This is a genomic window from Olleya sp. UBA1516, assembly GCF_002323495.1.
GTDB lineage: Bacteria > Bacteroidota > Bacteroidia > Flavobacteriales > Flavobacteriaceae > Olleya.
This window is the reverse complement of record NZ_DCQO01000018.1, coordinates 1-25,081: the sequence shown is the minus strand read 5'-3', so window position 1 is coordinate 25,081 and position 25,081 is coordinate 1. Positions and strand designations below refer to the sequence as shown.

31 protein-coding genes are annotated in these 25,081 nt (G+C 31.7%); 25 read left to right on the top strand and 6 right to left on the bottom strand.

All coding sequences use genetic code 11. From position 1 onward, the window contains the following. Positions 1-122: 122 nt before the first annotated feature. The 20 genes from B2989_RS11515 to B2989_RS11420 all read left to right on the top strand — a co-directional run bounded on the left by B2989_RS11515 (position 123) and on the right by B2989_RS11420 (position 15,992). Complete coding sequence (locus B2989_RS11515; protein ID WP_292948516.1) at positions 123-452, top strand: ArsR/SmtB family transcription factor; 330 nt, start codon at positions 123-125, stop codon at positions 450-452. A 34-nt stretch (positions 453-486) separates the two neighbouring features. Continuing rightward, positions 487-957 (top strand): DUF6428 family protein, encoded by a 471-nt coding sequence (locus B2989_RS11510; RefSeq protein WP_292948515.1) that lies wholly within the window; start codon positions 487-489, stop codon positions 955-957. 404 nt (positions 958-1,361) lie between these two features. Further along, complete coding sequence (locus B2989_RS11505) at positions 1,362-2,018, top strand: TetR family transcriptional regulator C-terminal domain-containing protein (protein WP_292948514.1); 657 nt, start codon at positions 1,362-1,364, stop codon at positions 2,016-2,018. Positions 2,019-2,091: 73 nt separating this feature from the next. Then, on the top strand, positions 2,092-3,402 hold the full coding sequence (locus B2989_RS11500) for an ABC1 kinase family protein (RefSeq protein ID WP_292948512.1): 1,311 nt from the start codon (positions 2,092-2,094) through the stop codon (positions 3,400-3,402). Further along, on the top strand, positions 3,403-4,020 hold the full coding sequence (locus tag B2989_RS11495; RefSeq protein WP_292948510.1) for a flavin reductase family protein: 618 nt from the start codon (positions 3,403-3,405) through the stop codon (positions 4,018-4,020). A gap of 257 nt (positions 4,021-4,277) precedes the next feature. Further along, a complete protein-coding gene (locus B2989_RS11490; RefSeq protein WP_292948508.1) occupies positions 4,278-5,702 on the top strand; it encodes an SDR family oxidoreductase in 1,425 nt (474 codons plus the stop codon). Positions 5,703-5,706: 4 nt separating this feature from the next. Then, complete coding sequence (locus B2989_RS11485; RefSeq protein ID WP_292948632.1) at positions 5,707-5,847, top strand: DUF2256 domain-containing protein; 141 nt, start codon at positions 5,707-5,709, stop codon at positions 5,845-5,847. After that, on the top strand, positions 5,817-7,130 hold the full coding sequence (locus B2989_RS11480; RefSeq protein ID WP_292948506.1) for a DASH family cryptochrome: 1,314 nt from the start codon (positions 5,817-5,819) through the stop codon (positions 7,128-7,130). The genes B2989_RS11485 and B2989_RS11480 overlap by 31 nt, the downstream gene beginning before the upstream one ends. A 240-nt stretch (positions 7,131-7,370) precedes the next feature. Beyond that, entirely contained in the window at positions 7,371-8,903 is a 1,533-nt protein-coding gene (locus B2989_RS11475) for a cryptochrome/photolyase family protein (RefSeq protein WP_292948504.1), read from the top strand. A 90-nt stretch (positions 8,904-8,993) separates the two neighbouring features. Then, positions 8,994-10,478, top strand: a complete 1,485-nt coding sequence (locus B2989_RS11470) for a cryptochrome/deoxyribodipyrimidine photo-lyase family protein (protein ID WP_292948502.1) — start codon at positions 8,994-8,996, stop codon at positions 10,476-10,478. A 111-nt stretch (positions 10,479-10,589) separates the two neighbouring features. Next, the gene (locus B2989_RS11465) at positions 10,590-11,018 is read left to right on the top strand and encodes a hypothetical protein (protein ID WP_145002036.1); all 429 of its coding nucleotides are present in this window, start codon (positions 10,590-10,592) and stop codon (positions 11,016-11,018) included. After that, positions 11,019-11,297, top strand: coding sequence for a TIGR03643 family protein (locus B2989_RS11460; protein ID WP_292948500.1), 279 nt, complete (start codon positions 11,019-11,021; stop codon positions 11,295-11,297). An 80-nt stretch (positions 11,298-11,377) separates the two neighbouring features. After that, positions 11,378-12,055, top strand: a complete 678-nt coding sequence (folE, locus tag B2989_RS11455) for a GTP cyclohydrolase I FolE (RefSeq protein WP_409994629.1) — start codon at positions 11,378-11,380, stop codon at positions 12,053-12,055. 4 nt (positions 12,056-12,059) lie between these two features. Further along, positions 12,060-12,284, top strand: a complete 225-nt coding sequence (locus B2989_RS11450) for a hypothetical protein (RefSeq protein ID WP_145002039.1) — start codon at positions 12,060-12,062, stop codon at positions 12,282-12,284. A gap of 100 nt (positions 12,285-12,384) precedes the next feature. Next, entirely contained in the window at positions 12,385-13,068 is a 684-nt protein-coding gene (locus tag B2989_RS11445) for an SDR family NAD(P)-dependent oxidoreductase (protein ID WP_292948497.1), read from the top strand. 4 nt (positions 13,069-13,072) lie between these two features. After that, on the top strand, positions 13,073-13,615 hold the full coding sequence (locus B2989_RS11440; protein WP_292948495.1) for a glutathione peroxidase: 543 nt from the start codon (positions 13,073-13,075) through the stop codon (positions 13,613-13,615). Next, the gene (locus B2989_RS11435) at positions 13,612-14,073 is read left to right on the top strand and encodes a TspO/MBR family protein (protein WP_292948493.1); all 462 of its coding nucleotides are present in this window, start codon (positions 13,612-13,614) and stop codon (positions 14,071-14,073) included. The genes B2989_RS11440 and B2989_RS11435 overlap by 4 nt, the downstream gene beginning before the upstream one ends. 10 nt (positions 14,074-14,083) lie before the next feature. Next, on the top strand, positions 14,084-14,545 hold the full coding sequence (locus B2989_RS11430; RefSeq protein WP_292948491.1) for an SRPBCC family protein: 462 nt from the start codon (positions 14,084-14,086) through the stop codon (positions 14,543-14,545). A 3-nt stretch (positions 14,546-14,548) separates the two neighbouring features. Beyond that, positions 14,549-15,853, top strand: coding sequence for a cryptochrome/photolyase family protein (locus B2989_RS11425; protein ID WP_292948489.1), 1,305 nt, complete (start codon positions 14,549-14,551; stop codon positions 15,851-15,853). Position 15,854: 1 nt separating this feature from the next. Beyond that, complete coding sequence (locus tag B2989_RS11420) at positions 15,855-15,992, top strand: hypothetical protein (protein ID WP_292948487.1); 138 nt, start codon at positions 15,855-15,857, stop codon at positions 15,990-15,992. A 249-nt stretch (positions 15,993-16,241) separates the two neighbouring features. On the opposite strand, the gene B2989_RS11415 is transcribed toward B2989_RS11420, so the two are convergent. From B2989_RS11415 to B2989_RS11400, 4 genes are all read right to left on the bottom strand, one after another. Next, positions 16,242-16,625, bottom strand: coding sequence for a lipocalin family protein (locus B2989_RS11415; RefSeq protein ID WP_292948485.1), 384 nt, complete (start codon positions 16,623-16,625; stop codon positions 16,242-16,244). Between the two features lie 5 nt (positions 16,626-16,630). Beyond that, complete coding sequence (murA, locus tag B2989_RS11410) at positions 16,631-17,947, bottom strand: UDP-N-acetylglucosamine 1-carboxyvinyltransferase (RefSeq protein WP_145002047.1); 1,317 nt, start codon at positions 17,945-17,947, stop codon at positions 16,631-16,633. A gap of 8 nt (positions 17,948-17,955) precedes the next feature. Continuing rightward, positions 17,956-18,615, bottom strand: a complete 660-nt coding sequence (locus B2989_RS11405; protein WP_145002048.1) for a DUF4290 domain-containing protein — start codon at positions 18,613-18,615, stop codon at positions 17,956-17,958. Positions 18,616-18,687: 72 nt separating this feature from the next. Further along, entirely contained in the window at positions 18,688-18,981 is a 294-nt protein-coding gene (locus B2989_RS11400; RefSeq protein WP_145002049.1) for a DUF493 family protein, read from the bottom strand. An 89-nt stretch (positions 18,982-19,070) separates the two neighbouring features. Here B2989_RS11400 and B2989_RS11395 point away from each other — a divergent pair, with 89 nt between their 5' ends. The 5 genes from B2989_RS11395 to B2989_RS11375 all read left to right on the top strand — a co-directional run bounded on the left by B2989_RS11395 (position 19,071) and on the right by B2989_RS11375 (position 23,606). Next, positions 19,071-19,613, top strand: a complete 543-nt coding sequence (locus B2989_RS11395; protein WP_292948481.1) for an ATP-binding protein — start codon at positions 19,071-19,073, stop codon at positions 19,611-19,613. Next, complete coding sequence (locus B2989_RS11390) at positions 19,613-21,514, top strand: RecQ family ATP-dependent DNA helicase (protein WP_292948479.1); 1,902 nt, start codon at positions 19,613-19,615, stop codon at positions 21,512-21,514. The genes B2989_RS11395 and B2989_RS11390 overlap by 1 nt, the downstream gene beginning before the upstream one ends. Continuing rightward, the gene (gene fmt, locus B2989_RS11385) at positions 21,511-22,461 is read left to right on the top strand and encodes a methionyl-tRNA formyltransferase (RefSeq protein WP_292948477.1); all 951 of its coding nucleotides are present in this window, start codon (positions 21,511-21,513) and stop codon (positions 22,459-22,461) included. The genes B2989_RS11390 and fmt overlap by 4 nt, the downstream gene beginning before the upstream one ends. Before the next feature lie 192 nt (positions 22,462-22,653). Further along, complete coding sequence (locus B2989_RS11380) at positions 22,654-22,926, top strand: HU family DNA-binding protein (protein WP_028281811.1); 273 nt, start codon at positions 22,654-22,656, stop codon at positions 22,924-22,926. Between the two features lie 119 nt (positions 22,927-23,045). Next, on the top strand, positions 23,046-23,606 hold the full coding sequence (locus B2989_RS11375) for a YqgE/AlgH family protein (protein ID WP_145002053.1): 561 nt from the start codon (positions 23,046-23,048) through the stop codon (positions 23,604-23,606). Here B2989_RS11375 and B2989_RS11370 read toward each other — a convergent pair. Together B2989_RS11370 and B2989_RS11365 are read right to left on the bottom strand one after the other, a co-directional pair. Then, the gene (locus B2989_RS11370) at positions 23,603-24,445 is read right to left on the bottom strand and encodes an aminotransferase class IV (RefSeq protein ID WP_292948474.1); all 843 of its coding nucleotides are present in this window, start codon (positions 24,443-24,445) and stop codon (positions 23,603-23,605) included. The two genes, B2989_RS11375 and B2989_RS11370, sit on opposite strands and share 4 nt — an antisense overlap. 52 nt (positions 24,446-24,497) lie before the next feature. Further along, on the bottom strand, positions 24,498-24,884 hold the full coding sequence (locus B2989_RS11365; protein ID WP_145002055.1) for an START-like domain-containing protein: 387 nt from the start codon (positions 24,882-24,884) through the stop codon (positions 24,498-24,500). Positions 24,885-25,081: the final 197 nt, after the last annotated feature.

Genomic DNA, 25,081 nt, shown 5'->3' with positions numbered 1-25,081 from the left:
ATTAACGTAAAATTAAGCATAAGTATAACCTTGTTTGTTAATAAAACCTTAAAAAAAGAGTAATCTATTTTTAAAATCAAACAATTAATCGTAATATTGCGATGTACAAATATGCGAACATTATGGGATTAATTAAAACCGAAAAATTTTCAGAATCACAAAACCAAATTGCACTTTTTGCAAAAGCATTTGGACATCCTGCTAGAGTAGCCATTATACAACATTTGTTTAAAATTAATGCTTGTGTATGTGGTGATTTGGTTGAAGAAATTGGATTAGCACAACCCACTATATCTCAACATTTAAAAGAATTAAAAAACCTAGGTTTAATACAAGGTACTATTGAAGGCACCAGCGTTTGCTATTGTATAGACAAGGACAATTGGACAGCCATGAAAACACTTTTAAATGGCTTTTTTGACAACAATTTAGACAGCAACTCGTGTTGCTAAAAACAAAATATTAATCATAATAACACATTAAATTATGACACTTTCAGAAATTAAAAAACACTTATCTCAATTAGAAACTATTTCTTTCACACTGCCTGATGGTAGTTTAGTTCCAAACCATTTTCATGTTACTGAAGTTGGACAAGTCTCTAAACACTTTATTGATTGTGGCGGAACTGTAAGACAAGAAAAAAAAGTAAGTTTTCAACTTTGGAATGCAGATGACTATGACCACAGGTTACATCCTGAAAAATTAGCTAAAATTATAGCGCTATCAGAAGATATTTTTAACCTAGAAGGTTTAGATATTGAAGTGGAATATCAAGGAGAACAAACCATTCAAAAATTTGGATTAGAATTTAAAAACAATACTTTTCAACTTACATCACTAGTAACGGATTGTCTTGCAAAAGATAAATGTGGTATTCCGAAACCAAAACAAAAACTACAATTTTCAGACATGCAAGCAGGAGACTCTTGTGCTCCAGGATCAGGTTGTTGCTAAAAGTTACTTTGTACCTATAAGTAAAAACCAATTTTGTAAAAGCGCAAGCATGTTATAAAGATAGCTTGTCTGCAAGAGTTACAACGGTTGAAACCGCAGTAAACAAATAGAAATACAGGAATAATAACCACTCACCTATTGGTCGTTTTTTAGCAATAAAAAACGACCAATTTTTATTTTAGGCTTCTCCAATTGCACATTTAAAAAAAAGTATATTCCTACGTTGCAGAAGTTAGTGTTTATATACCAAAACAATTTAAAGGACAAATCGCTAAAGACTACCTGATTTAAACAACTAATTAATCGTTTTTGACTAACATACACAAAGTCATGTTAAATTTTGTTTAACAATAACTAAACATCGTTAAACATTTTGTATCTTTATGCTACCAAATTTTTATAGGATGGCAAAAAAGAAAAACATAAGTAGTAACGACATCATTTCATTTTACATGGATTATGTCCTAGAACATAACGAGCAACCAAAATCAGTATACGCATTTGCGAAGCATAATAATTTTGAGGAATCTAAATTTTATGAACACTTCGGAACATTTGATGCGATAGAAAAAGGCATCTTCAAAGCCTTTTTTGACAATACACATAACGCCTTAGAGGCTAGTAACGATTACGCACACTTTGAGCCAAGAAACAAATTACTAAGTTTTTACTTTACCTTTTTTGAAAATCTTACTGCTAACAGAAGTTATGTAATATATGCTTTGCACAAACACAAAAACAGCTTAAAAGGTTTTTCTGCTTTATCTGAGCTTAAAGCAAGTTTTACTCACTACATAAAAGATTTAGGAATCGAGCTTATTGATGTTAAGCAAGAACAGCTAAATAAAATTCAAGACAAAGGGCTTACAGAATCTGCCTGGTTACAATTATTGTTAACCATGAAATTTTGGATGGATGATACTTCGGCTTCATTTGAAAAAACAGACATTTTTATCGAAAAATCTGTAAACACAAGTTTTGATGTATTAAATGTAATGCCTTTAAAAAGTATCATTGACTTTGGAAAATTCATCTTTAAAGAAAAAGTAAAGATGAGTTAATTAAAACATTTTCCTGTGCGAGTGTTTTTGAGGTACTAAAAAATGTATCAATAACAACTAAAACCCAAAACTATTGAAAACGATAGACAAAATACCAACTTCAAAAATATCTAGAGCGACTAAATTAGTCTCTACTGGAGCAAAAGTTGGTGTAAATTATTTAAAATATTATGGTGACAAAATCACCAAAACTGAAGCCGAAGCTAAAGCGAGACTTAACGAAAACAATGCTGAAGACATCTATGATGGTTTAAAGCAATTAAAAGGTAGTGCGCTAAAAGTAGCACAAATGCTAAGCATGGAAAAAAGTATTTTACCCCAAGCTTATGTAGAGAAGTTTTCGTTGGCACAGTTTTCTGTCCCACCACTTTCGGCACCTTTAGTTAGTAAAACGTTTAAAAAATATTTCGGTAAATTACCAAGCCAAATTTACGACACCTTTAATCTAAATTCTGTAAATGCAGCCAGTATTGGACAAGTGCATTTAGCCGAAAAGGATGGGAAAAAACTTGCTGTGAAAATTCAATATCCAGGTGTTGCAGATAGCATTGCTAGCGATTTGGCTATGGTAAAACCTATTGCCATAAAAATGTTTAATATTAAAGGAAAGGACTCTGATAAATACTTTCAAGAAGTAGAAAACAAATTAGTAGAAGAAACTAACTATATTTTAGAAGTTGAGCAAAGTAAAGCTATTGTTGCAGCTTGTAAGCACATCCCTAATTTAAAGTTTCCAAACTATTACGAAGCATTATCTTCCGAGCGTATTATAACTATGGATTGGATGGAAGGCGAACACCTTTCTGAATTTACTGCATATAACGCAGATCAAAACAAAGCAAACCAATTAGGTCAAGCGCTTTGGGATTTTTATATGTACCAAATGCATGTGATTAAAAAAGTACATGCAGATCCACATCCTGGAAATTTTTTAGTCTCTAAAACTGGCGATTTAATTGCGTTAGATTTTGGATGTATGAAAGAAGTACCACAAGATTTTTATGTGCCTTATTTTGAATTAGCAAAACCAGAAGTAATCAATAATAAAGACGCTTTTACTGCTAAAATGTACGAGTTAGAAATTTTAAGAGAAGAAGACACTCAAGAAGAATTAGATTTTTTCTCGGCAATGTTTCATGAGTTATTAAGCTTATTTACAAAGCCTTTTCATGAGGATACTTTTGATTTTTCTGATCCAGAATTTTTTAATGCTATTTCAGAAATGGGACAACGTTACAGCAAAAGCACAGAGTTAAGAAAAATGAATGGTAATAGAGGTTCTAAGCACTTTATTTACATAAACAGAACCTTCTTTGGTTTGTATAATTTAATGTTTGATTTAAAAGCAAAAGGCGTTCAAATAAATAATTACAAAACGTTATAAATGGCTTATTTTAATTTAAAACAGATTCAGGAATTAGAACATTTATATAAAATTAATTTAATTAATAGTTGCTCTGGTTTTAAAAGCGCTAATTTAATTGGCACAAAATCTGCCGAAGGACAAGAAAATGTAGCTGTATTTAGCTCGGTGACACACATTGGAAGCAACCCACCTTTATTGGGCTTTTTTTGCAGACCAACAACAGTAACACGTCACACGTATGACAATATCAAAAACACAGGTGTTTATACTATAAATCACATTGATTTAGAAAGTTTTGAAGACGCGCATCATACATCTGCCAAATACGATCAATCGATATCCGAATTTGATAAAACAGATTTAGAACCAGAATACAAAGATAATTGTGCAGCACCATTTGTTAAAGGCGCTCCAATTCAATTAGAAATGAAATTTGTTGAAGAATACCTAATCAAAGCAAATGACACCATTTTAGTAATCGGAGAAATACAAGGCTTACATATTAATGGGGATTTATTAGAAAACGATGGATTTATAAACCTATCCAAAGCAAATATTGCTGCTATTAACGGATTGGATGGATACACAATCCCTAAATTAGAAAAACGCTTAGATTACCAAAGACCAAAAAAATAAATAAAAAGAAGAAAATAGTTTGAAATAAAAACAAACTATTTCAGATAGAAAGTCCCAAATTTCGACACAGTCGAAATCATCAATTTGGAGAAATAGAGAGTGAAGAAACGTAACTGCGAAGCAAAGCTTCAAGCATGAAGTTTCGAAAACGAATGTTCCGTAGGAATTTCCTCAAATTGATTTGAATTTTTGGTTCGTTTTGTTTCAAGACAAAATGAACAGAAATAAATAAAATTACATAAACTAAAATCAAACCCATGAGAATATTAGTAACAGGAGCAACAGGTTACATTGGTAAGCGCATTATCCCGTTACTATTAGAGCAAGGTCACACTGTAGTTTGTGCTGTTAGAGGTAAATTACGTACAGAACGTAAATATTCTGAAGAAGAAAATTTACACGTGATTGAAGCCGACTTTCTTAAACCAGAAACCTTAAATAATATTCCAAAGGATATTGATGCTGCTTATTATTTGATTCATTCCATGTCAAATTCTGTAGATCAATTCCATCAAATGGAAGAAGATTGCGCAGTAAATTTCAAAAATTATATTGAAACCACAAGTGTCAAACAAGTCATATATTTAAGCGGAATTACCAACGATACCAAATTATCAAAACACTTATTATCTAGAAAAAATGTCGAAACCACATTACAATCAAATCACTATGGTCTAACGGTTTTTAAAGCCGGAATTATAGTTGGCTCTGGTAGTGCTAGTTTTGAAATTATAAGAGATTTGGTAGAAAAACTACCAGTAATGATTGCTCCTAAATGGCTAAATACAAAAACGCAACCCATTGGTGTACGCGACGTTTTAGCGTTTTTGACTAAAGGTTTAGGTAAAACTGAATTGTACAACACATCTTACGATATTTTTGGTCCAGAAGTTATGACATACAAGCAAATGTTATTAAAATTTGCTGAAGCCAGAAAATTAAAACGCTACATATTAACCGTACCAATAATGACACCAAAACTATCTAGTTATTGGTTATACTTTGTAACATCTACATCCTATAAATTAGCGTCATCGCTAGTAAATAGTATGGGAATTGAAATTATAGGCGAAAAAAGTAATATTAATAAATTATTAGACGTCAACCCAATGTCGTATCAAAAAGCTGTAGAATTAGCTTTTGTCAAAATTGAAGGCAACGATATTATCTCAAGTTGGAAAGATGCACTTATTAATAGCCGATTTAAAAAACGAGCATCCACACAATATTTAAAAGTCCCAAAACACGGTTGTTTTACAGACATCAAAGAGCGCCAAGTTAATGACGAACAACGTACACTTGAAAAAATATGGGCTATTGGTGGAGAAAACGGTTGGTATTATGGTACGGTTTTATGGAAGATCAGAGGGTTTTTAGATAAACTAGTTGGTGGTATTGGTTTACGTCGTGGACGTACTAACAAAACAAAAATTAAGACTGGAGATGCCTTAGATTTTTGGCGTGTCCTTTTAGCTGATAAAGACGAAAAACGTCTAATCTTATTTGCCGAAATGAAATTACCCGGAGAAGCTTGGCTAGAGTTTAGAGTTGCAAAAGGTAAGGTTTACCAGCGCGCCACTTTTAGACCACGTGGTTTAGCCGGACGCTTGTATTGGTATAGCGTACTTCCCTTTCATGGTTTTATATTTAAAGGGATGATTAACAAATTAGCCAATGCCTAAAAACATTAAAAAACAAAACCTTCCAACCAAAACATGCCCAACCTGCCAATTATCTTTTACTTGGCGTAAAAAATGGGAAAAGAGTTGGAATGACGTAAAATATTGTAGTGAAAAATGCAGACGAAACAAAACAAAAACAGCTTAGTTTGGTTTAAAAACGACTTAAGAACTCAAGATAATATTGCGCTTAAAAAAGCAATAGAAAACAGTAAATCTACTATTGCTGTCTACTGTTTTGACTCAAGACAATTTAAATTATCTCCCTTTGGATTTAAAAAGACAGAAAACTTTAGAGGGCAGTTTTTAATTGAAACTATAACAGATTTAAAGCAGCAACTTAAACACCTTAATATTCCGTTGTTCGTTTACACGGAAACTCCAGAACATGCTATCCAAAATTTAGTTAAGCTACATAATATTTCGGCTATTTATCTTCAAAAAGAATGGACAGACGAAGAAGTTTCTACTATCAATTTAGTAAAAAACACCCTTTCTGATGACGTTTCTTTTATTGAAACTTATGACCAGTTTTTATACCATCCGGAAGATATTCCGTTTAAAACGGAAGCATTGCCAAATGTGTTCACGCAATTTAGAAAACAGTGTGAAAAACTGAGTGCTATCAGACCTTTAAACGTAACTAATTCAGCTACAGCTGAAAACTTCAACATAACAAACAACACAACTATTCCGACTTTAAAAGATTTAGGATTAGATGCTGTAACACAACATCCTAATAACGCCTTTCCTTTTAAAGGAGGAGAAACCGAGGCTTCAAGACGCTTAAACAATTATTTTTTCGAAACCAAAAAACTCGGCTTTTACAAAAAAACTAGAAACGGATTAATTGGGACGGACTTTAGTAGCAAGTTTTCGCCATGGTTAGCAAACGGAAGTTTATCTGCAAAACAAATTTATTACCAAGTCAAACGTTTTGAAAACGAGCATGTAAAAAATGAATCTACTTATTGGCTAATTTTTGAATTGATTTGGCGTGACTATTTTAAATACGTCTCCTTAAAACACGGTAATCAACTGTTTAAAATAGGTGGTATTTTAAATAAACAATACGATTGGTCTACAAACCAAACAAAACTTAAACAATGGATTGACGGTAACACTGCAGAACCTTTTGTTAATGCCAATATGATTGAACTAAAAAAAACAGGTTGGATGAGTAATCGTGGAAGACAAAATGTTGCCAGTTATTTTGCAAAATCTTTAGAATTAGATTGGCGAATTGGAGCTAGTTATTTTGAAAGTATGCTTATAGATTATGACGTACACAGCAACTACGGAAACTGGATGTACGTTGCAGGCGTTGGAAACGATCCAAGAGACAGAAAGTTTAATGTAAAACTACAATCAGAACGCTATGATCCAAACGGAAATTATCAGCGTTTATGGCTACAAGACACCCTTTTTTAACTCACGTCAGTTAAAAAAATTGATAATCCCGTAACACACTCTTTCCTTTAGCTAAAGGACGATGGGATTTTCTTTAGAAAACTCGGAAGGTTTGACTAAAAAAAGCGAAGCACTTTAAAAATAGATAACAAGATTAAACAAACACTTCGACTGCGCTCAGTAAGACATAAAATAGGAAGTACAACACTATTGTCTGTTTAAGCGCAACCGAAAACAATGACATAACAAAACAACCAACCATTGAAAACATTAAGAATAATATTAGGCGATCAACTAAATAGTAAACACAGCTGGTACAAAGACTGTCCAGAAAACACAGTGTATTGCCTATTTGAAATGCGTCAGGAAACAGATTACGTAACTCATCATATCCAAAAAGTGATTGGCTTTTTTGCTGCCATGCGCGATTTTAGCCAACATTTAAAAGACCAAGGTTTTACCGTTCAATATTTTAAACTAGACGACACTAAAAACACTCAAAATTTAACGGACAACCTTAAGTTATTAATAGAAGAACATAATATTACTAAATTTGAATATCAATTACCTGACGAATACAGATTAGACGATCAATTGTCTACTTTTTGTAACACTTTAGATATTGATACAGAAGCTTTTTCAACAGAACATTTTTATACAAAACGTCAAGATTTAAAACAGTTTTTTAAAGGTAAAAAGCAATACCTAATGGAAAATTTTTATCGTGACATGCGCAAAAAGCACGATGTTTTAATGGTTGCAGAACAACCTGAAGGTGGCAAATGGAATTACGATAAAAGCAATAGAAATAAATGGAAAGCCGAACATCCAATTCCGCCTTACAAATATTTCAAAAACGATATTGAAGATATTGTATCACTGATAGAAAAAGAAAACATTAAAACCATAGGCACTTTAGACACCAAAACTTTTAGTTATCCAATAAACAGACAGCAAGCGCTTGAACAGCTAAAATATTTTTGCGAAGTATTGCTGATTCATTTTGGAGATTATCAAGATGCCATGCACACAGACCAAGTCTATTTATTTCATTCTAGATTGTCTTTTGCAATGAATCTAAAATTAATTTCGCCTAAAAACATAGTCGATACAGTCCTTAATTATTGGCGCAAACATGGCGAGGATATTAATATTAGCCAAGTAGAAGGTTTTATAAGACAAATTTTAGGGTGGAGAGAATATATGCGTGGCATGTACTGGGCATTAATGCCAGAATATAAAACACTAAATTATCTTGAAAACAATAACAATTTACCGGATTTTTATTGGACAGGAAACACAAAAATGAATTGCCTTAAACAATCCATTACCAATAGTTTAGACAATGGATACGCACACCACATCCAACGTCTTATGGTTACAGGTAATTTTGCATTGTTAGCACAAATTAATCCTGACCAAGTGGACGCTTGGTATTTGGGTATTTATGTGGATGCTGTGGAGTGGGTCCAACTTCCTAACACCAGAGGGATGAGTCAATTTGCAGATGGCGGAAAAATAGCCACAAAACCTTACGTATCTAGCGGAAGTTACATACATAAAATGGGTAATTATTGTGATAGTTGCCATTATAATAAAAAAGAAAAACTGGGTAACAAAGCCTGTCCATTTAACAGTTTATATTGGAATTTTCTTGATGATAAGCGCAAACAATTAGGTGACAATTTTAGAATGAAAATGATGTACAGCCTATTAGATAAAATGGAAGCCAAACAATTAAGTAACCTAAAAGAAAGAGCACAGCAAATTATTGAAAATCCTGATAATTTTTAAAAACATCTAGATACAATTTTTAGTAAAAACTAAAAACCTCTCGATGTGACGTTACCGCAAAACACGCAGATAAAAAAGAAAACAATTAAAATGAAACAAAACCTAAGCATAGTTTGGCTAAAACGTGACCTTCGATTAAAAGATAACGAAGCCATTACCAATGCTTTAAACTCAGGACAAAGCACACTCCTACTCTACACTTTTGAAGATTTTTTGTTACAAGACAAACACTACAGCCAACGTCATTGGGATTTTGTAAAACAATCTTTACAGGATTTAAATAGTCAATTAAAACCGTACAACACCAAGATATTGGTTGTCCAAAATAACATCCAAAAGGTTATTAAAACCATCAACACTACGTATAATGTCACACACATATTTTCTCATAAAGAAACCGGTATTTTGTCTACGTTTAAACGGGATATCGCTTTCGCGGAATTTTCAGCCAAAAACACTATTGTTTGGTTAGAAAATGACAATAATGGTGTGCAACGTGGACTAACCAACAGAAAAACATGGTATCAGAATTGGGATAATTATATGATGCAAGCCGAGTTTCTGTTTCAACCGAAACCAAATCAATTACTAAACATAAATCAAATTGAAACTCTTGAATCGGAACTAAACACAATTTCCGTGAAAACGGACTACACAAAAAAATTTCAAAAAGGAGGCACAACTACAGGTTTAAAATACATGCAATCGTTTTACAACGGACGCTATCATAATTACATGTACCACATTTCAAAACCATTAGATGCTAGAACGGGTTGCAGCAGGCTGTCACCTTACATAGCTTGGGGAAATCTATCCATAAAACAAGTTATTAATGGCGCCTCAGACGTTGTAAAGCACACCAGATACAAACGTCACTTAAATGCATTTGTATCAAGATTACGCTGGCAAGCGCACTTTATCCAAAAGTTTGAGATGGAACATCTTATGGAATTTAAAAGTGTAAACAAAGGGTATCATCAACTTAATAAACCTGTAAACTTAAACTATCAAGAGGCTTGGAAAAATGGACAAACCGGATTTCCGTTAGTAGATGCGTGCATGCGATGCTTAAAAGAAACAGGGTATTTAAATTTTAGAATGCGAGCATTAGTAGTCTCATTTTTTACACATAATTTATGGCAACCTTGGCAGGATATGAGCGAGCATCTGGCAAGTTTATTTTTAGACTTTGAACCAGGCATACATTATCCGCAAATACAAATGCAAGCAGGAGAAACCGGAATTAACACCTTACGTATTTATAATCCATTAAAAAATAGTATCGAACATGATCCTGATGGTAAATTTATAAAACAATGGGTTCCGGAATTGGCTTGTTTAGAAGCGCCATTTATTCATAATCCTAGCGAAATGTCATATTTTGATCAACAACTGACAGGCTTTCAGCTTGGCACAGATTATCCTTATCCAATAATTGACGAGAAACAAACTAGAACTTTTGCTAGTGACACGTTATGGAGCATGAAAGACAATGATTTGATAAAAAAAGAAAGTTATCGTATCTTAAAACGACATACCTTAAGTGACCGTAATAAATTACTTCGCAATCAATAAGTTACTTCTATTTAGGGATAATTAAATTCAATATGTTAAATATTGTTTAACATTAACTTAAAAAGGTTAAACATTTTGTATATTTGAGTATAATTAAACGGAAAACAACTTTTGTTACTAAATACAACACATACTAATAAGGAAAACAACAAACTAATTGATGACATCGTTGGTAAGCCTTTTAGTCTTATACAATCTATTAAGATGAGAGGTGTAGGATCAAAAAGAATGATTGTTGACGAAGTTAGTCCTAATATGGCATCAATTTTGAATACTGTTAGTGATACTAATTATGGGAATATAGAGTTAAGACCAATTGGTATACTAATACACATTACAAAAGGCTTGAAAAATTTTACTTGGGCCATACCCTATTACCAATTAGTAGTGTATAAAACAAATGGATCTAGTATTCACTCTAACGGAAAATTTATTCATTTTAGAAATAATAAAACCTTTAAAGAGAATAAAAAGTTTTTTGATAAATTAATGAATGAGAAGATAAAATATGACGAACAATTTAATTTTTCGCCACTTTAAATGACAAAAGAATTTACAATTGAAGAACTAGATCGCATTATTGAAATGGCATGGGAAGATCGTACACCTTTTGATGCTATAACATTTCAATTTGGGTTAAAAGAGCAAGACGTTATTACCTTGATGCGTCGTGAAATGAAACCTAGTAGTTTTAGATTATGGAGAGCCAGAGTACAAGGTAGAAATACAAAACACAGCAAAAAAAGAGTGTTTGAGGATGGACGTTTTAAATGCTCAAGACAAAAACAAATTACTCACAATAAAATATCTAAACGTTAGATATTTACAAAAACTGCTTTGATTTGGCTTGATTGACCAAATACAGCATATAAAAAGATAAAATGATTAAACAAGACATAATGCCAGCCCTAAACCATCAAGACCTTAATGGTATTGACTATCAAGACATTGGAGACGATCACATGTACACAGGTCTTGAAACACCTATGAAGCGTGACGCTTTCAAGTTTTCTGATGAAGTAAAGAAAGAAAAAATTGCTATACTTTTTGAAGAAATAATGGATGTTATGGGTTTAGATTTAACAGATGATTCATTAAAAGGCACTCCAAAAAGAGTGGCTAAAATGTACATTGATGAAATATTTTCTGGATTAAACCCTCAAAATAAGCCAAAAATTGCGTTATTTGACAATAAATACAAATACAATCAAATGTTGGTGGAGAAAAACATTACTTTCTACTCCAATTGCGAGCATCACTTTGTACCCATTATAGGTAAAGCTCATGTAGCTTATATTTCTTCAGGGAAAGTTATAGGCTTATCAAAATTAAACAGAATTGTACAGTATTTCGCTAAACGTCCTCAGGTACAAGAACGCTTAACAAACCAAATAGCAGAAGAGCTAAAAGCCGCATTGCAAACTGATGATGTTGCTGTTATAATTGATGCCAAACACTTATGTGTATCGTCACGAGGCATTAAAGATGAAACTTCTGCAACAGTGACGACTTTTTATGGTGGAAAATTTAATACGCCAGAAAAAATAGCCGAATTACAAAATTATTTAAAAGAGTAGCATTATGAGTATCGTAGAAAAAGCAATAGAGTTTACAGAAAAAAAGCACAAGTTTATTACAACAAGTGATCGTATTCTTGCGTCAAGAGAAGCTAAAGATTTAATACTTGGTGTGAATGAGCTTTACAAAGAAAACAAAGATCCTAAGTTAATGGATATTATGAAAGATTTGACTGCTATCAAACAAAAGATTGAAAAACGATTAAAAGGAAGACCGTCTGCTGCATAAGCACTAGATTATAATCCAAATGACATATTAAGTGGTATTAATTAATAGGAGCAATCTTATTGATACCACTTTTTTTATACCTAAAAATCAAAAAAAAGCCATGAAAAATTTAGTAATTATAGGAGGAAGTAAAGGTATTGGTAAAGCCATTACACAAACTTTTTTAAACACGCACAAGGTAATAAACATAAGTCGCACTAAACCTGACTTTGAGCATGATAACCTTACACATCATAATTGTGACATACTAACTGAAGCCTTGCCTGATATAGAAGCAGTGGACACACTAATTTATTGTCCAGGAAGTATTAATCTTAAACCTATAGGTAGACTAAAATTAGATGATTTTAGAGCAGATTTTGAAATTAACGTCATTGGTGCAGTTAAAGCAATACAAAAGTACATTGACCCTTTAAAAAAAGGAAACAATCCGTCCATTGTATTATTTAGTACTGTCGCTGCAAAATTAGGTATGCCTTTTCATGCTAGCGTTGCTGCCTCTAAAAGTGCAATAGAAGGACTAGTTAAATCTGTAGGAGCAGAAATGGCTCCAACAATTAGGATTAACGCTATTGCACCAACGGTTACAGACACTCAATTAGCCTCTAAACTATTACGTAATGAGAAAATGATTGAGAATATAACAGATAGGCATCCTCTTAAAAAGTTTTTAAATCCTCAAGAAGTAGCAGATATGGCCCAATTTTTAACCTCAGAAAAAGCGTTATCAATCTCTGGTCAAGTCTTTGAAATGGATTGCGGTATAGTAAGTTTTAAAATCTAATAGCATGAATCCATTTAAAGCATTTGTTGCTACTTTTTTTTCTAGAAGTAATCCTAAAATTGATTTAAAAAATCTACCAAGCATCTACGATATTAAAATTAATAGTTTGCAAGGACAACCAATTAATTTAAGTGCTTTTAAAGGCAAGCACATCTTATTTGTTAACGTTGCTTCCAAATGTGGTTTTACACCACAATACAAAGATTTACAAATCTTACACGATACTTATAAGGATAAATTACAAATTATAGGAGTGCCATGTAATCAATTTGGAAATCAAGAACCTGGAGATGCTAATGCGATAGAAGAATTTTGTGAAGTAAATTACGGAGTTTCATTTTTAATTACCGAAAAAATAGATGTTAAAGGACACAACCAACATCCTTTATATTCTTGGCTTACACAACAACAAAAAAACGGTAAAAGTAATTCATCAGTAAAGTGGAATTTTCAAAAATACATTGTTAGTCCAGAGGGTCAATTATTAGACTACCTATACTCTACTTCTAATCCAAATAGCTCAAAAATCACTAAATATTTAAAATGAAGCAACTTTTACTTTTCTTAATATTTAGCGTCATTAATTTTGGTGGATTAGCCTTTGGAAGTTGGCTAATGGATAATGGTCCTTTATCGGATTGGTACACTAATTTAAATCAAGCACCTTGGACACCACCAGGTTGGGTTTTTGGTGTAGCATGGACTTTGATAATGCTGTGTTTTTCGATTTATCTATCCAAATTATTTTCACTTGTAAAAAGTAAAAAATTAATTTTAGTTTATGTTTTACAAGTATTTTTAAATGTTAGTTGGAATTATATTTTTTTCAATTTACATCAAGTGTTTCTAGCTTTAATAGTCATTGTAGCATTAACTATTGTCATTTTATATCTATTTTTTAAGTACAAACAAACACTCAAAAATCTAAGTTATTTATTGTTTCCATATATCATATGGCTAATAATTGCTACATCATTAAACGCTTATATTCTAATATATAATTAGACTAATTATTATGAAAATTTATAGATTACATAAAAAACAAAACTTACCAATTACTAAGACGCAAGCTTGGGATTTTTTATCAGACCCAAAAAACCTAAAAACAATAACTCCAGATTACATGGGATTTAATATCTTGTCTGGAGCAGACAGACCTATGTTTGCAGGTCAAATTATACAATACATTGTCACACCTGTTTTGGGCATAAAAACAAAATGGGTAACAGAAATAACACACGTTAAAGAAGGTGAATATTTTGTAGATGAACAGCGTTTTGGACCTTATGCCTTATGGCATCATAAACATTTTATTAAAGAAATTGATGGTGGTGTAGAAATGGAAGACATCATAGATTACAAAGTCCCTTTTGGCATTTTAGGACAGCTAGTACATCCCATAATAGTTAAACCTAAACTGGAAGAAATTTTTAATCACAGAACGAAAAAATTGGAAGCACTTTTTGGAAAATATTAATACATGAAAACACCTATAAACATTTTTTGGTTTAGACGCGATTTAAGATTAGATGACAACGTTGGTTTTTTTAACGCGTTACAATCTGACCATCCTGTTTTACCAATTTTTATTTTTGATAAAGCCATATTAGATCAATTACCTAAAGACGATGCACGTGTAAGTTTTATATATAATACTTTACAAAACATGCGTGACACATTACAAGCAGAGCACCAAAGTAGTATTGCAATGTATTATGATAATCCAAAAGATGTTTTTAAAACTTTGATGGATGAGTATACTATCGATACTGTTTTTACAAATCACGATTACGAGCCTTATGCTACAAAAAGAGATAAGGAAATAGAAAATTTATTATCAAAAAACGAGATTAAATTTAAGACCTATAAAGATCAAGTTATTTTTGAGAAAGATGAAGTTGTAAAAAAAGATGGTGACCCTTATGTTGTCTACACACCTTATATGCGTGTATGGAAAGAAAACTTTAAATCTTATAATCTAGAAATTTATTATACAAATTCCTACCTAAACAATTTAGTAGAACATACAAGATTGCCCAATTTAAGTTTGTCTGATATTGGTTTTAAACAATCATCACAAAAAATAGAAGACTACACAATTACACCAACATTAATTCAAAATTACGAAGCCACTAGAAACTTTCCTGCTAAAGATGCCACCTCTAAATTGGGTCCACATTTACGTTTTGGAACAGTAAGTGTCAGAAAAATGATTAAAAAAGCTATTGCAGAAAACAATGAAATTTTCTGGCAAGAACTAATTTGGAGAGAATTTTTTATGCAAATATTGTGGCATTTCCCTCAAACACATGAAGAGGCCTTCAAAGCAAAATATGATCGTATAGAATGGCGTAATAATGAAACCGAATTTAAAGCATGGTGTGAGGGTAAAACAGGGTATCCATTAGTCGATGCTGGCATGCGCCAACTAAACCAAACAGGTTTTATGCATAATCGCGTACGTATGTTAGTGGGTAGTTTTTTATGCAAGCATCTTTTAATTGATTGGCGTTGGGGAGAAGCTTATTTTGCCGAAAAACTACATGATTATGATATGTCTAGTAATGTTGGTAATTGGCAATGGGTAGCTGGATCAGGAGTCGATGCTTCACCTTATTTTAGAATATTTAATCCAACAACTCAAATTGATAAATTTGATAAACAACATGACTATATTAAACAATGGGTTCCGGACTATCAGGAGCTTACTTATCCGCAACCAATTGTTGATCATAAAGAAGCAAGAGAGCGTTGTTTAAAAGTTTATAAGGAAGCGGTTGCCTAATATGTGTATAGGAGGTCAAAACCTAGACTATGTAAAACAATTGTATGCAGATAATGTAGTTTGTAAAGAAATGCCAGAAATGCCAAGAGAAACAACTTCCGGAAAGAAAATATCTGGAATAAAAGTAAAGGATGGCTAGAAAATCTCTCAGAATTTCATGCCATTACTATTAGCGATCCAGTTTGGTATGCATTTTTTTTACTGCGATAATGACTTTTGATGGTTTATTTAAAGAAAGCTGAAGATAATAAACGGAAGAAGTTTGTTTCTAATAAGTTACGTAAGGTAAAATATCTAGTCAGCAGTATTTTATAATACATTGTAAATCCAAGTACTGATAAAAACTAAAAAAGCTTCAATTTTTAATTGAAGCTTTTTAATAATAGTTTTATTTTCTTTTGAAATAAATTTCAATAACAACGTCCTCTTCTTTATTTACTGATTTCATAATAAGATTTTCGTTATCTAATTGCACTACTTTGTATTGTTCTTCAGGAACATATTCTTCTTTAATTGTCAGTATTTTTTCATCTTCATTATATATCCAAGTACCAGAATGTTCAGTATCAATAGTGCCTTCATTAGTTATATATGAATTGACTATACCATTTTCTAAAAATTCAATATAATTCCTGTCTTCTTCTTTTTCTTGCTCAACGGTATTGACCGTTACTTTATCAATTTCCCATTTACCTAATATCTTATCTATTGATTGAAAAGATAATAATGTAAATACTAGTACTAAAATTAATGGTGTTTTTAAGCTTTTCATAGGTATTAATTTCCTTCTAAACGTTCTATTTTGGCTCCAATAGCTTGTAAACGTTCTACAATTTTTTGGTAACCTCTATCAATCTGTTCAATGTTATGAATTGTTGACGTTCCTTTGGCAGATAATGCAGCTATTAATAATGAAATACCTGCTCTAATATCTGGAGACACCATTGTGGTTGCTTTTAACTGAGACTTGAAGTCATGACCCATTACTGTTGCTCTGTGTGGATCGCAAAGTATAATTTTTGCTCCCATATCGATAAGTTTATCTACAAAAAACAAACGACTTTCAAACATTTTTTGATGTACTAAAACTTCACCTTTTGCTTGAGTAGCTACTACTAATACAATACTAAGCAAATCTGGTGTAAATCCAGGCCAAGGTGCATCTGCAATTGTTAATATAGAACCATCAATGTAGTTTTGTATTTGGTAACCATCTTTATGTGCAGGAATGTAAATATCATCCCCTTTTCTTTCAACAGTAATTCCTAATTTTCTAAACACATTAGGTATTTGTCCTAAATCATCCCAACTTACATTTTTAATAGTCAGTTCACTTTTAGTCATTGCTGCCAAACCAATCCAACTCCCTATTTCAATCATATCTGGTAGCATAGTGTGTTCTGTTCCGCCTAAGCTATCAACACCTTCAATGGTTAATAAGTTAGAACCAACACCTGATATTTTTGCTCCCATACGGTTAAGCATTTTACACAGTTGTTGCAAATAAGGCTCACATGCAGCGTTGTAAATAGTTGTTGTGCCTTGTGCTAATACAGCTGCCATAACTATATTTGCTGTTCCAGTTACAGAGGCTTCGTCTAAAAGCATATCTGTCCCAATTAATTTATCTGCTTCTACACCGTAAAAATAGTCTTCACGATTATATCTAAATTTAGCACCAAGATTAATAAATCCTTCAAAATGAGTATCTAAACGACGACGTCCAATTTTATCGCCTCCTGGTTTTGGGATATACCCTTTACCAAAACGTGCTAATAATGGTCCAACCATCATGATTGACCCTCTAAGTCCACTACCCTCTTTTTTAAAATCGGCAGTTTGCATGTAGTCTAAATTAACTTCGTCTGCTTGAAACGTATAAGTTTCGTCTTTTATCTTGTTAACTTTAACGCCTAAATTACCTAATAGGGTAATTAATTTATTAATGTCAATAATATCAGGAATATTATTTATGGTTACTTTTTCAGGAGTTAATAAAACTGCACATAATATTTGTAATGCTTCGTTTTTTGCGCCTTGAGGCTGAATATCTCCTTTTAGTTGGTGACCACCTTCAATTTTAAATGTTCCCATAAATAGTATTAGTATCTTTTTCTGTTTCTGTTTTGATTATTGTTTTTCTTTTGTCCTGTTTTTTTATTAGAACTGTTAGAATACTTTTTGCCACTAGAGGCTTTCATTAATCTAGTCGAGTCTGTTAAATCTTCGTCTGTATTTTTTAAATTAATTTTACCATCAGACAATTCATATAAATGATCATAAATCACATCATCCTCTACTGTATCTTTATTCCAATTTAAAAAACACTTTTTCATGTGATTAGCAATGGTATATGTCAACGCTTCTTTCATTTCGCCATCTTCCCAAGTGTTTGCGACGTCAATCATGGTTTTTATATTATTACCATAAAATCTATATTTTGGAAAATTTTGAGGATACTTTAAAGGTTGTGGACGCTCTGACAGTTCTTCTTTTGAAGGAGCTCCATAAGGTGAATCTGCATCTAGCTCAAAATTTGACATTATAAATAACTGATCCCATAATTTGTGCTGAAAATCGGCTACATCGCGTAAATGCGGTTGCATGTTTCCCATTACAGCTATAATAGATTTAGCTAGTTTATTACGCTCTTCTTTGGTCTCTTGTGCTTTAGCATGATTAATCATTTTTTGAATATGGCGTCCATACTCTGGAATGATTAAATGTTCACGCTCTGTGTTATACTCTATGTCGTCTATCAAAATAAAAAAAGTGTAGAAAGTTATATGTGTTGCATTGAAGTCTCTAATGCTTGTGCAAAATACAAAAAAAAATTAAAGACTTATCACGCCTTCTACTTTTTCTGTAACTTCAAGATACTTTTCTATAACATGATCAGGGTTTTTCATTGTTACATTAATAGATACGCTTGTATATTTACCGTTACTAGACTCTTTTGTCCTAATTACTGATCCCATATTATCAAAGATAGCTTCAATTTCGGCTATTTTTTGTAAATCGGATAATACAATAAATTTATATAAATATTCATTTGGCCACATTGCTGTGTCCTGTAATTGCGCTTTTAATTTTGCGTAAAATTCTTCTGGATTTGGTGTCTTATTCATACCTTTTTAATAAGCAACAAATATACCATTTTGTTTATATTTTTTTTTAAAGAATATATTTCGGATTTTTACAAATAAATTATTTCCCTTTGAAAGCAAAAAAAATAGTAATTACAGGAGGTCCAAGCACAGGAAAATCGGCAATCATAAACGAATTAACTAAACGTGGCTATACTTGCTACGAAGAAATTTCTCGTCAAGTGACGCTTGAAGCAAGAGAAAAAGGTATTGATCAAATGTTTTTAACGCAACCGTTATTATTTAGCGAGCTATTATTAAAAGGTCGCGAGCAACAGTATAAAGACGCTGAAAATAGCGATAGTGAATTTGTTTTTTTAGACAGAGGTGTTCCTGACGTTGTGGCATACATGGATTATGCAAACGAAGATTATCCTGATACTTTTGTAAAATCGTGCCAAGATAATGTGTACGACTACGTTTTTATATTAGCACCTTGGCAGGAAATTTACCAAAGTGATGCTGTGCGTTACGAAAGTTTTGAAGAAGCCAAAATTATTCATCAAAACCTTTTAAAAACTTATAATAAATACGATTACCACTTACAAGATGTTCCGTTTGGTAGTATAGAGACTAGAGCGCAACATATAATTGATGTTGTTAAAGCATTATAATGGCGCATCCAATAAACATATTAGAACGTTATTGGAAATTTACGGATTTTAGACCATTACAGGAAGATATTATTAATGCTGTAATTAATAACGAAGACACTTTTGCATTGCTACCAACTGGTGGCGGAAAAAGTGTTTGTTTTCAAATACCTGCTTTAGCTAAAGAAGGTATTTGCATTGTTATATCTCCATTAGTTGCATTAATGAAAGATCAAGTTAATGCCCTTTTAAATAAAGGAATTAAAGCTATTGCTTTAACTAGCGGAATCCCAAATAAAGAAATAGACACCCTTTTAGATAATTGTATCTACGGAAACTATAAGTTTTTATACTTATCACCAGAGCGTTTACAGCAAGAGCTAGTACAAGATCGTATTAGACAGATGAATGTTAATCTTATTGCTGTGGATGAAGCCCATTGTATTAGTCAATGGGGAAACGATTTTAGACCAGCTTATAAAAACATAAATATATTACGTCAATTACATCCAACGGTTAACGTTATTGCCTTAACAGCAAGTGCAACACCAGAAGTGGTGGAGGATATTATAACCGAATTGGACTTTATTAGTCCTAAAGTTTTTAAACAATCTTTTTACAGACCTAATATTGCTTATATGGTTTTTGAAGAAGAGGATAAATACTTTAGACTTGAAGCCATATTACTTAAAAACAAACAACCCTCTATTATATATGTTAGAAACAGACGTCTAACATTAGAAATAACCCAATACCTAGAAAGCAAAAACATAAGCAGCACTTACTATCATGGAGGATTAAACAATACTATTAAAGACCAACATTTAAACGATTGGTTAAGTAGTAAAAAACAAGTCATGGTTGCCACCAATGCTTTTGGAATGGGAATTGATAAATCTGATGTAAAAACAGTAATACATATTAACTTACCAGATAGTATAGAAAGTTATTTTCAAGAAGCCGGACGTGCTGGTCGTGATGAAGCTAAAGCTTATGCTGTTATTTTAAAAAACAAAAATGATAATACTGCTTTAAACAATCAGTTTTTAAAAGTTTTACCAACGGTAGATTTTGTTAAAATTGTTTACAGAAAACTATGTAGCTATTTTCAAATATCCTATGGTGAAGGCGCATATCAAACCTTTGATTTTAATTTTAATGAGTTTTGCAAAACTTATAAGTTTAACACTGTAACTACTTATAACGCCTTAAATATATTGGACAATACCAGTATAATAACGCTTAGTAAGCAATTTAATAAACGTATTGAGGTCCAATTTTTAATTAGTAGTCACGCCTTATTTAAATACTTGGACGCACATAAAGATTTTGAAATTATTATAAAGTCTATATTAAGAACTTATGGCGGAATTTTTGAGCATAGTACAAAAATAAATAGCAGTCTTATTTCTGATAAAGCAGGAATTAAAGAAATTAGACTTGTATATGTTTTAGAACAATTAGCTAAAGATGAAGTTATTACATTACTTATTAATAAAACAGATGCTCAAATTACCTTTATAGAGCCTCGTGAAGACGAAAAAACCATAAATCGTATTGCATCCATAATTAAACAACAAAACACATTAAAACAAAAACAAGTACAAGCAGTATTGGATTATATTAATAATGACCAACTTTGCAAAAGCATACAACTACTAACTTATTTTGGTGAAAAAGATGTACAACCTTGTGGGATTTGCAGTGTTTGTATTTCCGCGAAAGCGAAACCTAAAACAGACTTTAAAACAGTTAAAAATAAAATAATTGAATGCTTAGAATTTGGAGACAAAAACTCTAAAACATTATTTAAAACCTTACCTTTTACAGAAGAAGATATAAACAATACACTAAAAAAACTATTAGAAAATGACATTGTAGAACTTACAAAAACTAATAGTTATAAATTAAAACATATATGAATAAAGACATAAAAATTGTATTTATGGGTACACCAGAATTTGCGGTAACGACCCTTAAAACTATTTTAGATCACGACTATAATGTTGTTGGTGTTATTACAGCACCAGATAAACCTGCTGGACGTGGACGTAAAATGCACGAGTCTGCTGTAAAAGTATTTGCAAAACAAAAAGGTTTAAATATTTTACAACCTACCAATTTAAAAAGTGACGATTTTTTAAACGAATTAAAAGCTTTGGAGGCAAACCTTCAAATAATAGTCGCTTTTAGGATGTTACCTAAAGTTGTTTGGGATATGCCAAAGTATGGCACATTTAATTTACATGCCTCATTACTACCAAACTATCGTGGTGCAGCGCCAATAAATTGGGCTATAATTAATGGTGAAACAAAAACAGGTGTATCCACCTTTTTTATTGACGAAAAAATTGATACTGGCGAAATGATTTTGCAAAAGGACATTGCGATTGATCCTTCTGAAAACGCAGGAAGCTTACATGATAAGTTAATGATGTTAGGAAGTGACTTAATAATAGACACTATAAAACTTATTGAAAAAGGTGATGTTACAACTACACCACAGTCCGAAGATGCTATTTCTAGAACAGCATATAAGCTTAACAGAGATAACTGCAAAATAGACTTTACACAACCTATAGAAGCTATTTACAATAAAATAAGAGGATTAAGTCCATATCCTGCTGCTTGGTGCGAATTGCATAATAATGACGACGTTTTAGATATCAAAATTTATAAAGCTGAAAAAGAATTTGAAGACCATAACATAGAAGTAGGTACAATTATTAGCAGTAAATCCACACTTAAAGTAGCTGTTAAAGAGGGTTTTATAACTATATTAGAATTAAAATTACCTGGAAAACGAAACATGGAAGTAAAATCTCTTTTAAATGGTTATAATTTTGACGAAGACGCAAAACTTCGCTAAACCCTTAGTATCATTGATATTGCTATAAACCATTAAAAAAACGTCCTCTTTATTAACAAATGCTATAAGTTATTAACAAATGTGCGCATTTCCCTTGCTATTACTTGCATAGTAGCATAATCCGTATAAATTTGTAAAAGGATTTAACAAAAACTGTTAATCAACTATTTATTAATAATTAAAATTAAAATTATGAACAAAACAGATTTAATCGATGCTATGGCAGAACACGCAGGAATTACTAAAGCAGCTGCAAAGAAAGCTTTAGAGTGTGCGTTAATCGAAATTGAAGGATCTTTACAAAAAGGTAATAGAGTTTCTTTAGTAGGTTTTGGTTCTTGGTCAGTATCTAAAAGAGCTGCAAGAGACGGAAGAAACCCACAAACTGGAAAAACTATCAAAATCAAAGCTAAAAACGTAGTTAAGTTTAAAGCTGGTTCTGATTTAGCAAATGCTGTTAACTAGTATTTGTTTAAAATATTTCAAAAAGCCTTCAATATTGAAGGCTTTTTTTATTTTATATACATCATATACTTTGTTTATTAAATAAATAATGCTACATTTAAGAAACAAATCCTTTTAAAATGACTACAACCAAACCAGAAAAGGGTGACTTATTAATCGCAGAGCCTTCTATAATAGGAGATATGTCTTTTAATAGATCTATAGTACTGCTTACAGATTATAATAAAGAAGGCGCTATAGGTTTTATTTTAAACAAGCCCTTAAATTATACTATCAGTGATTTAATTCCAGAATTAGATGCTTCTTTTAAAGTCTACAATGGTGGCCCTGTGGAGCAAGATAATTTATATTTTATACATAAGCGTCCAGACTTAATCCCTAATAGTGTAGAGATTTCTTTAGGAATTTTTTGGGGAGGAGATTTTAATATTGTCGCTAATTTAATTGCTGAACAAAAAATCACAGCAAATGATATCAAATTCTTTTTAGGCTACTCTGGATGGGAAAGCAACCAGTTAGAAACTGAACTTAAATCCAATGCATGGGTTGTTACAAAAAACACCTACAAGAAAGATATTATTGAAAAAAGTTATGAAACCCTTTGGAAAGAAAAAATGGTCGAGTTAGGTGGTGACTACTCCATTTGGTCTAATGCACCTGAAAACCCAAGTTATAATTAGCCTAATCTAACTTTCACGTTTAGCTTTTGTAACAACATTTTTGCTGTTTCATTTTTAAATACCTTTTTTCTATATTTAGTAATAGGCTGGATACCTTGTATAACGTTTGTTAAAAATAACTCATCTGCTTTTTGAAGCTCAAAAGGAGAAATTGATGTTTCCTCGATGGTGTATTCTGGTAAAAGTTTAATAATATCAATTAATTGTTTTCTTAAAACACCTTTTAAACACCCATCAGATAATGGAACTGTTTTTATGATATTACCTTTTACTAAAAACAAATTTCCATTTAAGGCCTCTACGACACTTTTATTAGTATTTATTAATAAACAGTTGTCTAACCTGTTTTCTTTTGCATAAATGCTTCCTATTACATTCAACGCTTTATTATTTGACTTAAGTGTTGTCAATAAACTTGGAGACAAATAATGATCTTTAAACAAATCTACCTCATAATTTTCTTCGTTTAAAAGATAAAAATCACTGTCTATTTTTTTTACACTTATCACAAAGTTAATCGTATTGTTTTCAGGTAAATATAACCCACCTTCCACTCTATCAACCTGAATTTTTACACGTGCAGATTGTGTATTTAAATCGTTAGCCTTTAAGGTGTTTATAATTTGCTCTTCTATAAACTCCATTGTAAAATCCATTGGTATTTGCATTCGCATAATACGCATGGATGCCATTAATCTAAAGTAGTGGTCTTCAAAAAACAATAATTTACCATGTACCGCTTTTATAGTTTCAAAAAGCCCATCTCCATAGGAATAGCCACGATTATTATTAGAAATTACTAAATTGTTTTCTTGAATTTTACCGTTAAAATTTATCATAAAAAAAGTCCCATTTTTCAATGGGACAAATATACTTTAAATGTATTTATTTTTAGGCAGAACCTAATACTTGTTTTAAATCAGAAATTTGATTAGTCCAAAGCATTTTAGCTTCATCAACTTCATCTTCTTCGGCAAAATCAGTAATAATTATTGATACATCTTTTGTTATTTCGTCTACTTGAATTTTTATTTCGAAAAAATATGGTTCATCCTCATCCGCTAACCATTTAAACTTAATACGCTCGCCAGATTTTTTTGTAATTAATTTAGCCTGCTCCTCAGAACCATCCCAAATAAATTTATATAATTCTCCTCTAGAATTTACGTTATCAGCAAACCACTCGGACAACCCTGAAGGTGTCGATATATATTGGTATAGTAATGATGGTGAAGCATGTACAACAAACTCCATCTCGTACTTTATTTTATCTTCCATTTAATTGTAGTCTTGTAAATTTTATTTTGTCCAATATATACATTAATTAATAAGTTTAGAAAATATTTCAAATAAAAATTTTTATTTAAAATAATGTTTGCCAACAAGAATAATGTTTATATATTTGCACTCTCAAAATTATGGCGAGGTAGCTCAGTTGGTTAGAGCGTTGGATTCATAACCCAGAGGTCAGGGGA

Excerpts from the sequence above, each read along its gene's own strand:
- B2989_RS11495 (WP_292948510.1), top strand. The coding sequence starts at position 3,403 with ATGGCTTATTTTAATTTAAAACAGATTCAGGAATTAGAACATTTATAT.
- folE (WP_409994629.1), top strand. The coding sequence starts at position 11,378 with ATGCCAGCCCTAAACCATCAAGACCTTAATGGTATTGACTATCAAGAC.
- B2989_RS11490 (WP_292948508.1), top strand. The coding sequence starts at position 4,278 with ATGAGAATATTAGTAACAGGAGCAACAGGTTACATTGGTAAGCGCATT.
- B2989_RS11470 (WP_292948502.1), top strand. The coding sequence starts at position 8,994 with ATGAAACAAAACCTAAGCATAGTTTGGCTAAAACGTGACCTTCGATTA.
- B2989_RS11370 (WP_292948474.1), bottom strand. The coding sequence starts at position 24,445 with ATGATAAATTTTAACGGTAAAATTCAAGAAAACAATTTAGTAATTTCT.
- B2989_RS11380 (WP_028281811.1), top strand. The coding sequence starts at position 22,654 with ATGAACAAAACAGATTTAATCGATGCTATGGCAGAACACGCAGGAATT.
- B2989_RS11505 (WP_292948514.1), top strand. The coding sequence starts at position 1,362 with ATGGCAAAAAAGAAAAACATAAGTAGTAACGACATCATTTCATTTTAC.
- B2989_RS11420 (WP_292948487.1), top strand. The coding sequence starts at position 15,855 with ATGTGTATAGGAGGTCAAAACCTAGACTATGTAAAACAATTGTATGCA.
- B2989_RS11445 (WP_292948497.1), top strand. The coding sequence starts at position 12,385 with ATGAAAAATTTAGTAATTATAGGAGGAAGTAAAGGTATTGGTAAAGCC.
- B2989_RS11365 (WP_145002055.1), bottom strand. The coding sequence starts at position 24,884 with ATGGAAGATAAAATAAAGTACGAGATGGAGTTTGTTGTACATGCTTCA.
- B2989_RS11460 (WP_292948500.1), top strand. The coding sequence starts at position 11,019 with ATGACAAAAGAATTTACAATTGAAGAACTAGATCGCATTATTGAAATG.
- B2989_RS11435 (WP_292948493.1), top strand. The coding sequence starts at position 13,612 with ATGAAGCAACTTTTACTTTTCTTAATATTTAGCGTCATTAATTTTGGT.
- B2989_RS11425 (WP_292948489.1), top strand. The coding sequence starts at position 14,549 with ATGAAAACACCTATAAACATTTTTTGGTTTAGACGCGATTTAAGATTA.
- B2989_RS11440 (WP_292948495.1), top strand. The coding sequence starts at position 13,073 with ATGAATCCATTTAAAGCATTTGTTGCTACTTTTTTTTCTAGAAGTAAT.
- fmt (WP_292948477.1), top strand. The coding sequence starts at position 21,511 with ATGAATAAAGACATAAAAATTGTATTTATGGGTACACCAGAATTTGCG.
- B2989_RS11450 (WP_145002039.1), top strand. The coding sequence starts at position 12,060 with ATGAGTATCGTAGAAAAAGCAATAGAGTTTACAGAAAAAAAGCACAAG.
- B2989_RS11400 (WP_145002049.1), bottom strand. The coding sequence starts at position 18,981 with ATGAATAAGACACCAAATCCAGAAGAATTTTACGCAAAATTAAAAGCG.
- B2989_RS11390 (WP_292948479.1), top strand. The coding sequence starts at position 19,613 with ATGGCGCATCCAATAAACATATTAGAACGTTATTGGAAATTTACGGAT.
- B2989_RS11375 (WP_145002053.1), top strand. The coding sequence starts at position 23,046 with ATGACTACAACCAAACCAGAAAAGGGTGACTTATTAATCGCAGAGCCT.
- B2989_RS11415 (WP_292948485.1), bottom strand. The coding sequence starts at position 16,625 with ATGAAAAGCTTAAAAACACCATTAATTTTAGTACTAGTATTTACATTA.
- B2989_RS11515 (WP_292948516.1), top strand. The coding sequence starts at position 123 with ATGGGATTAATTAAAACCGAAAAATTTTCAGAATCACAAAACCAAATT.
- murA (WP_145002047.1), bottom strand. The coding sequence starts at position 17,947 with ATGGGAACATTTAAAATTGAAGGTGGTCACCAACTAAAAGGAGATATT.
- B2989_RS11480 (WP_292948506.1), top strand. The coding sequence starts at position 5,817 with ATGCAGACGAAACAAAACAAAAACAGCTTAGTTTGGTTTAAAAACGAC.
- B2989_RS11430 (WP_292948491.1), top strand. The coding sequence starts at position 14,084 with ATGAAAATTTATAGATTACATAAAAAACAAAACTTACCAATTACTAAG.
- B2989_RS11510 (WP_292948515.1), top strand. The coding sequence starts at position 487 with ATGACACTTTCAGAAATTAAAAAACACTTATCTCAATTAGAAACTATT.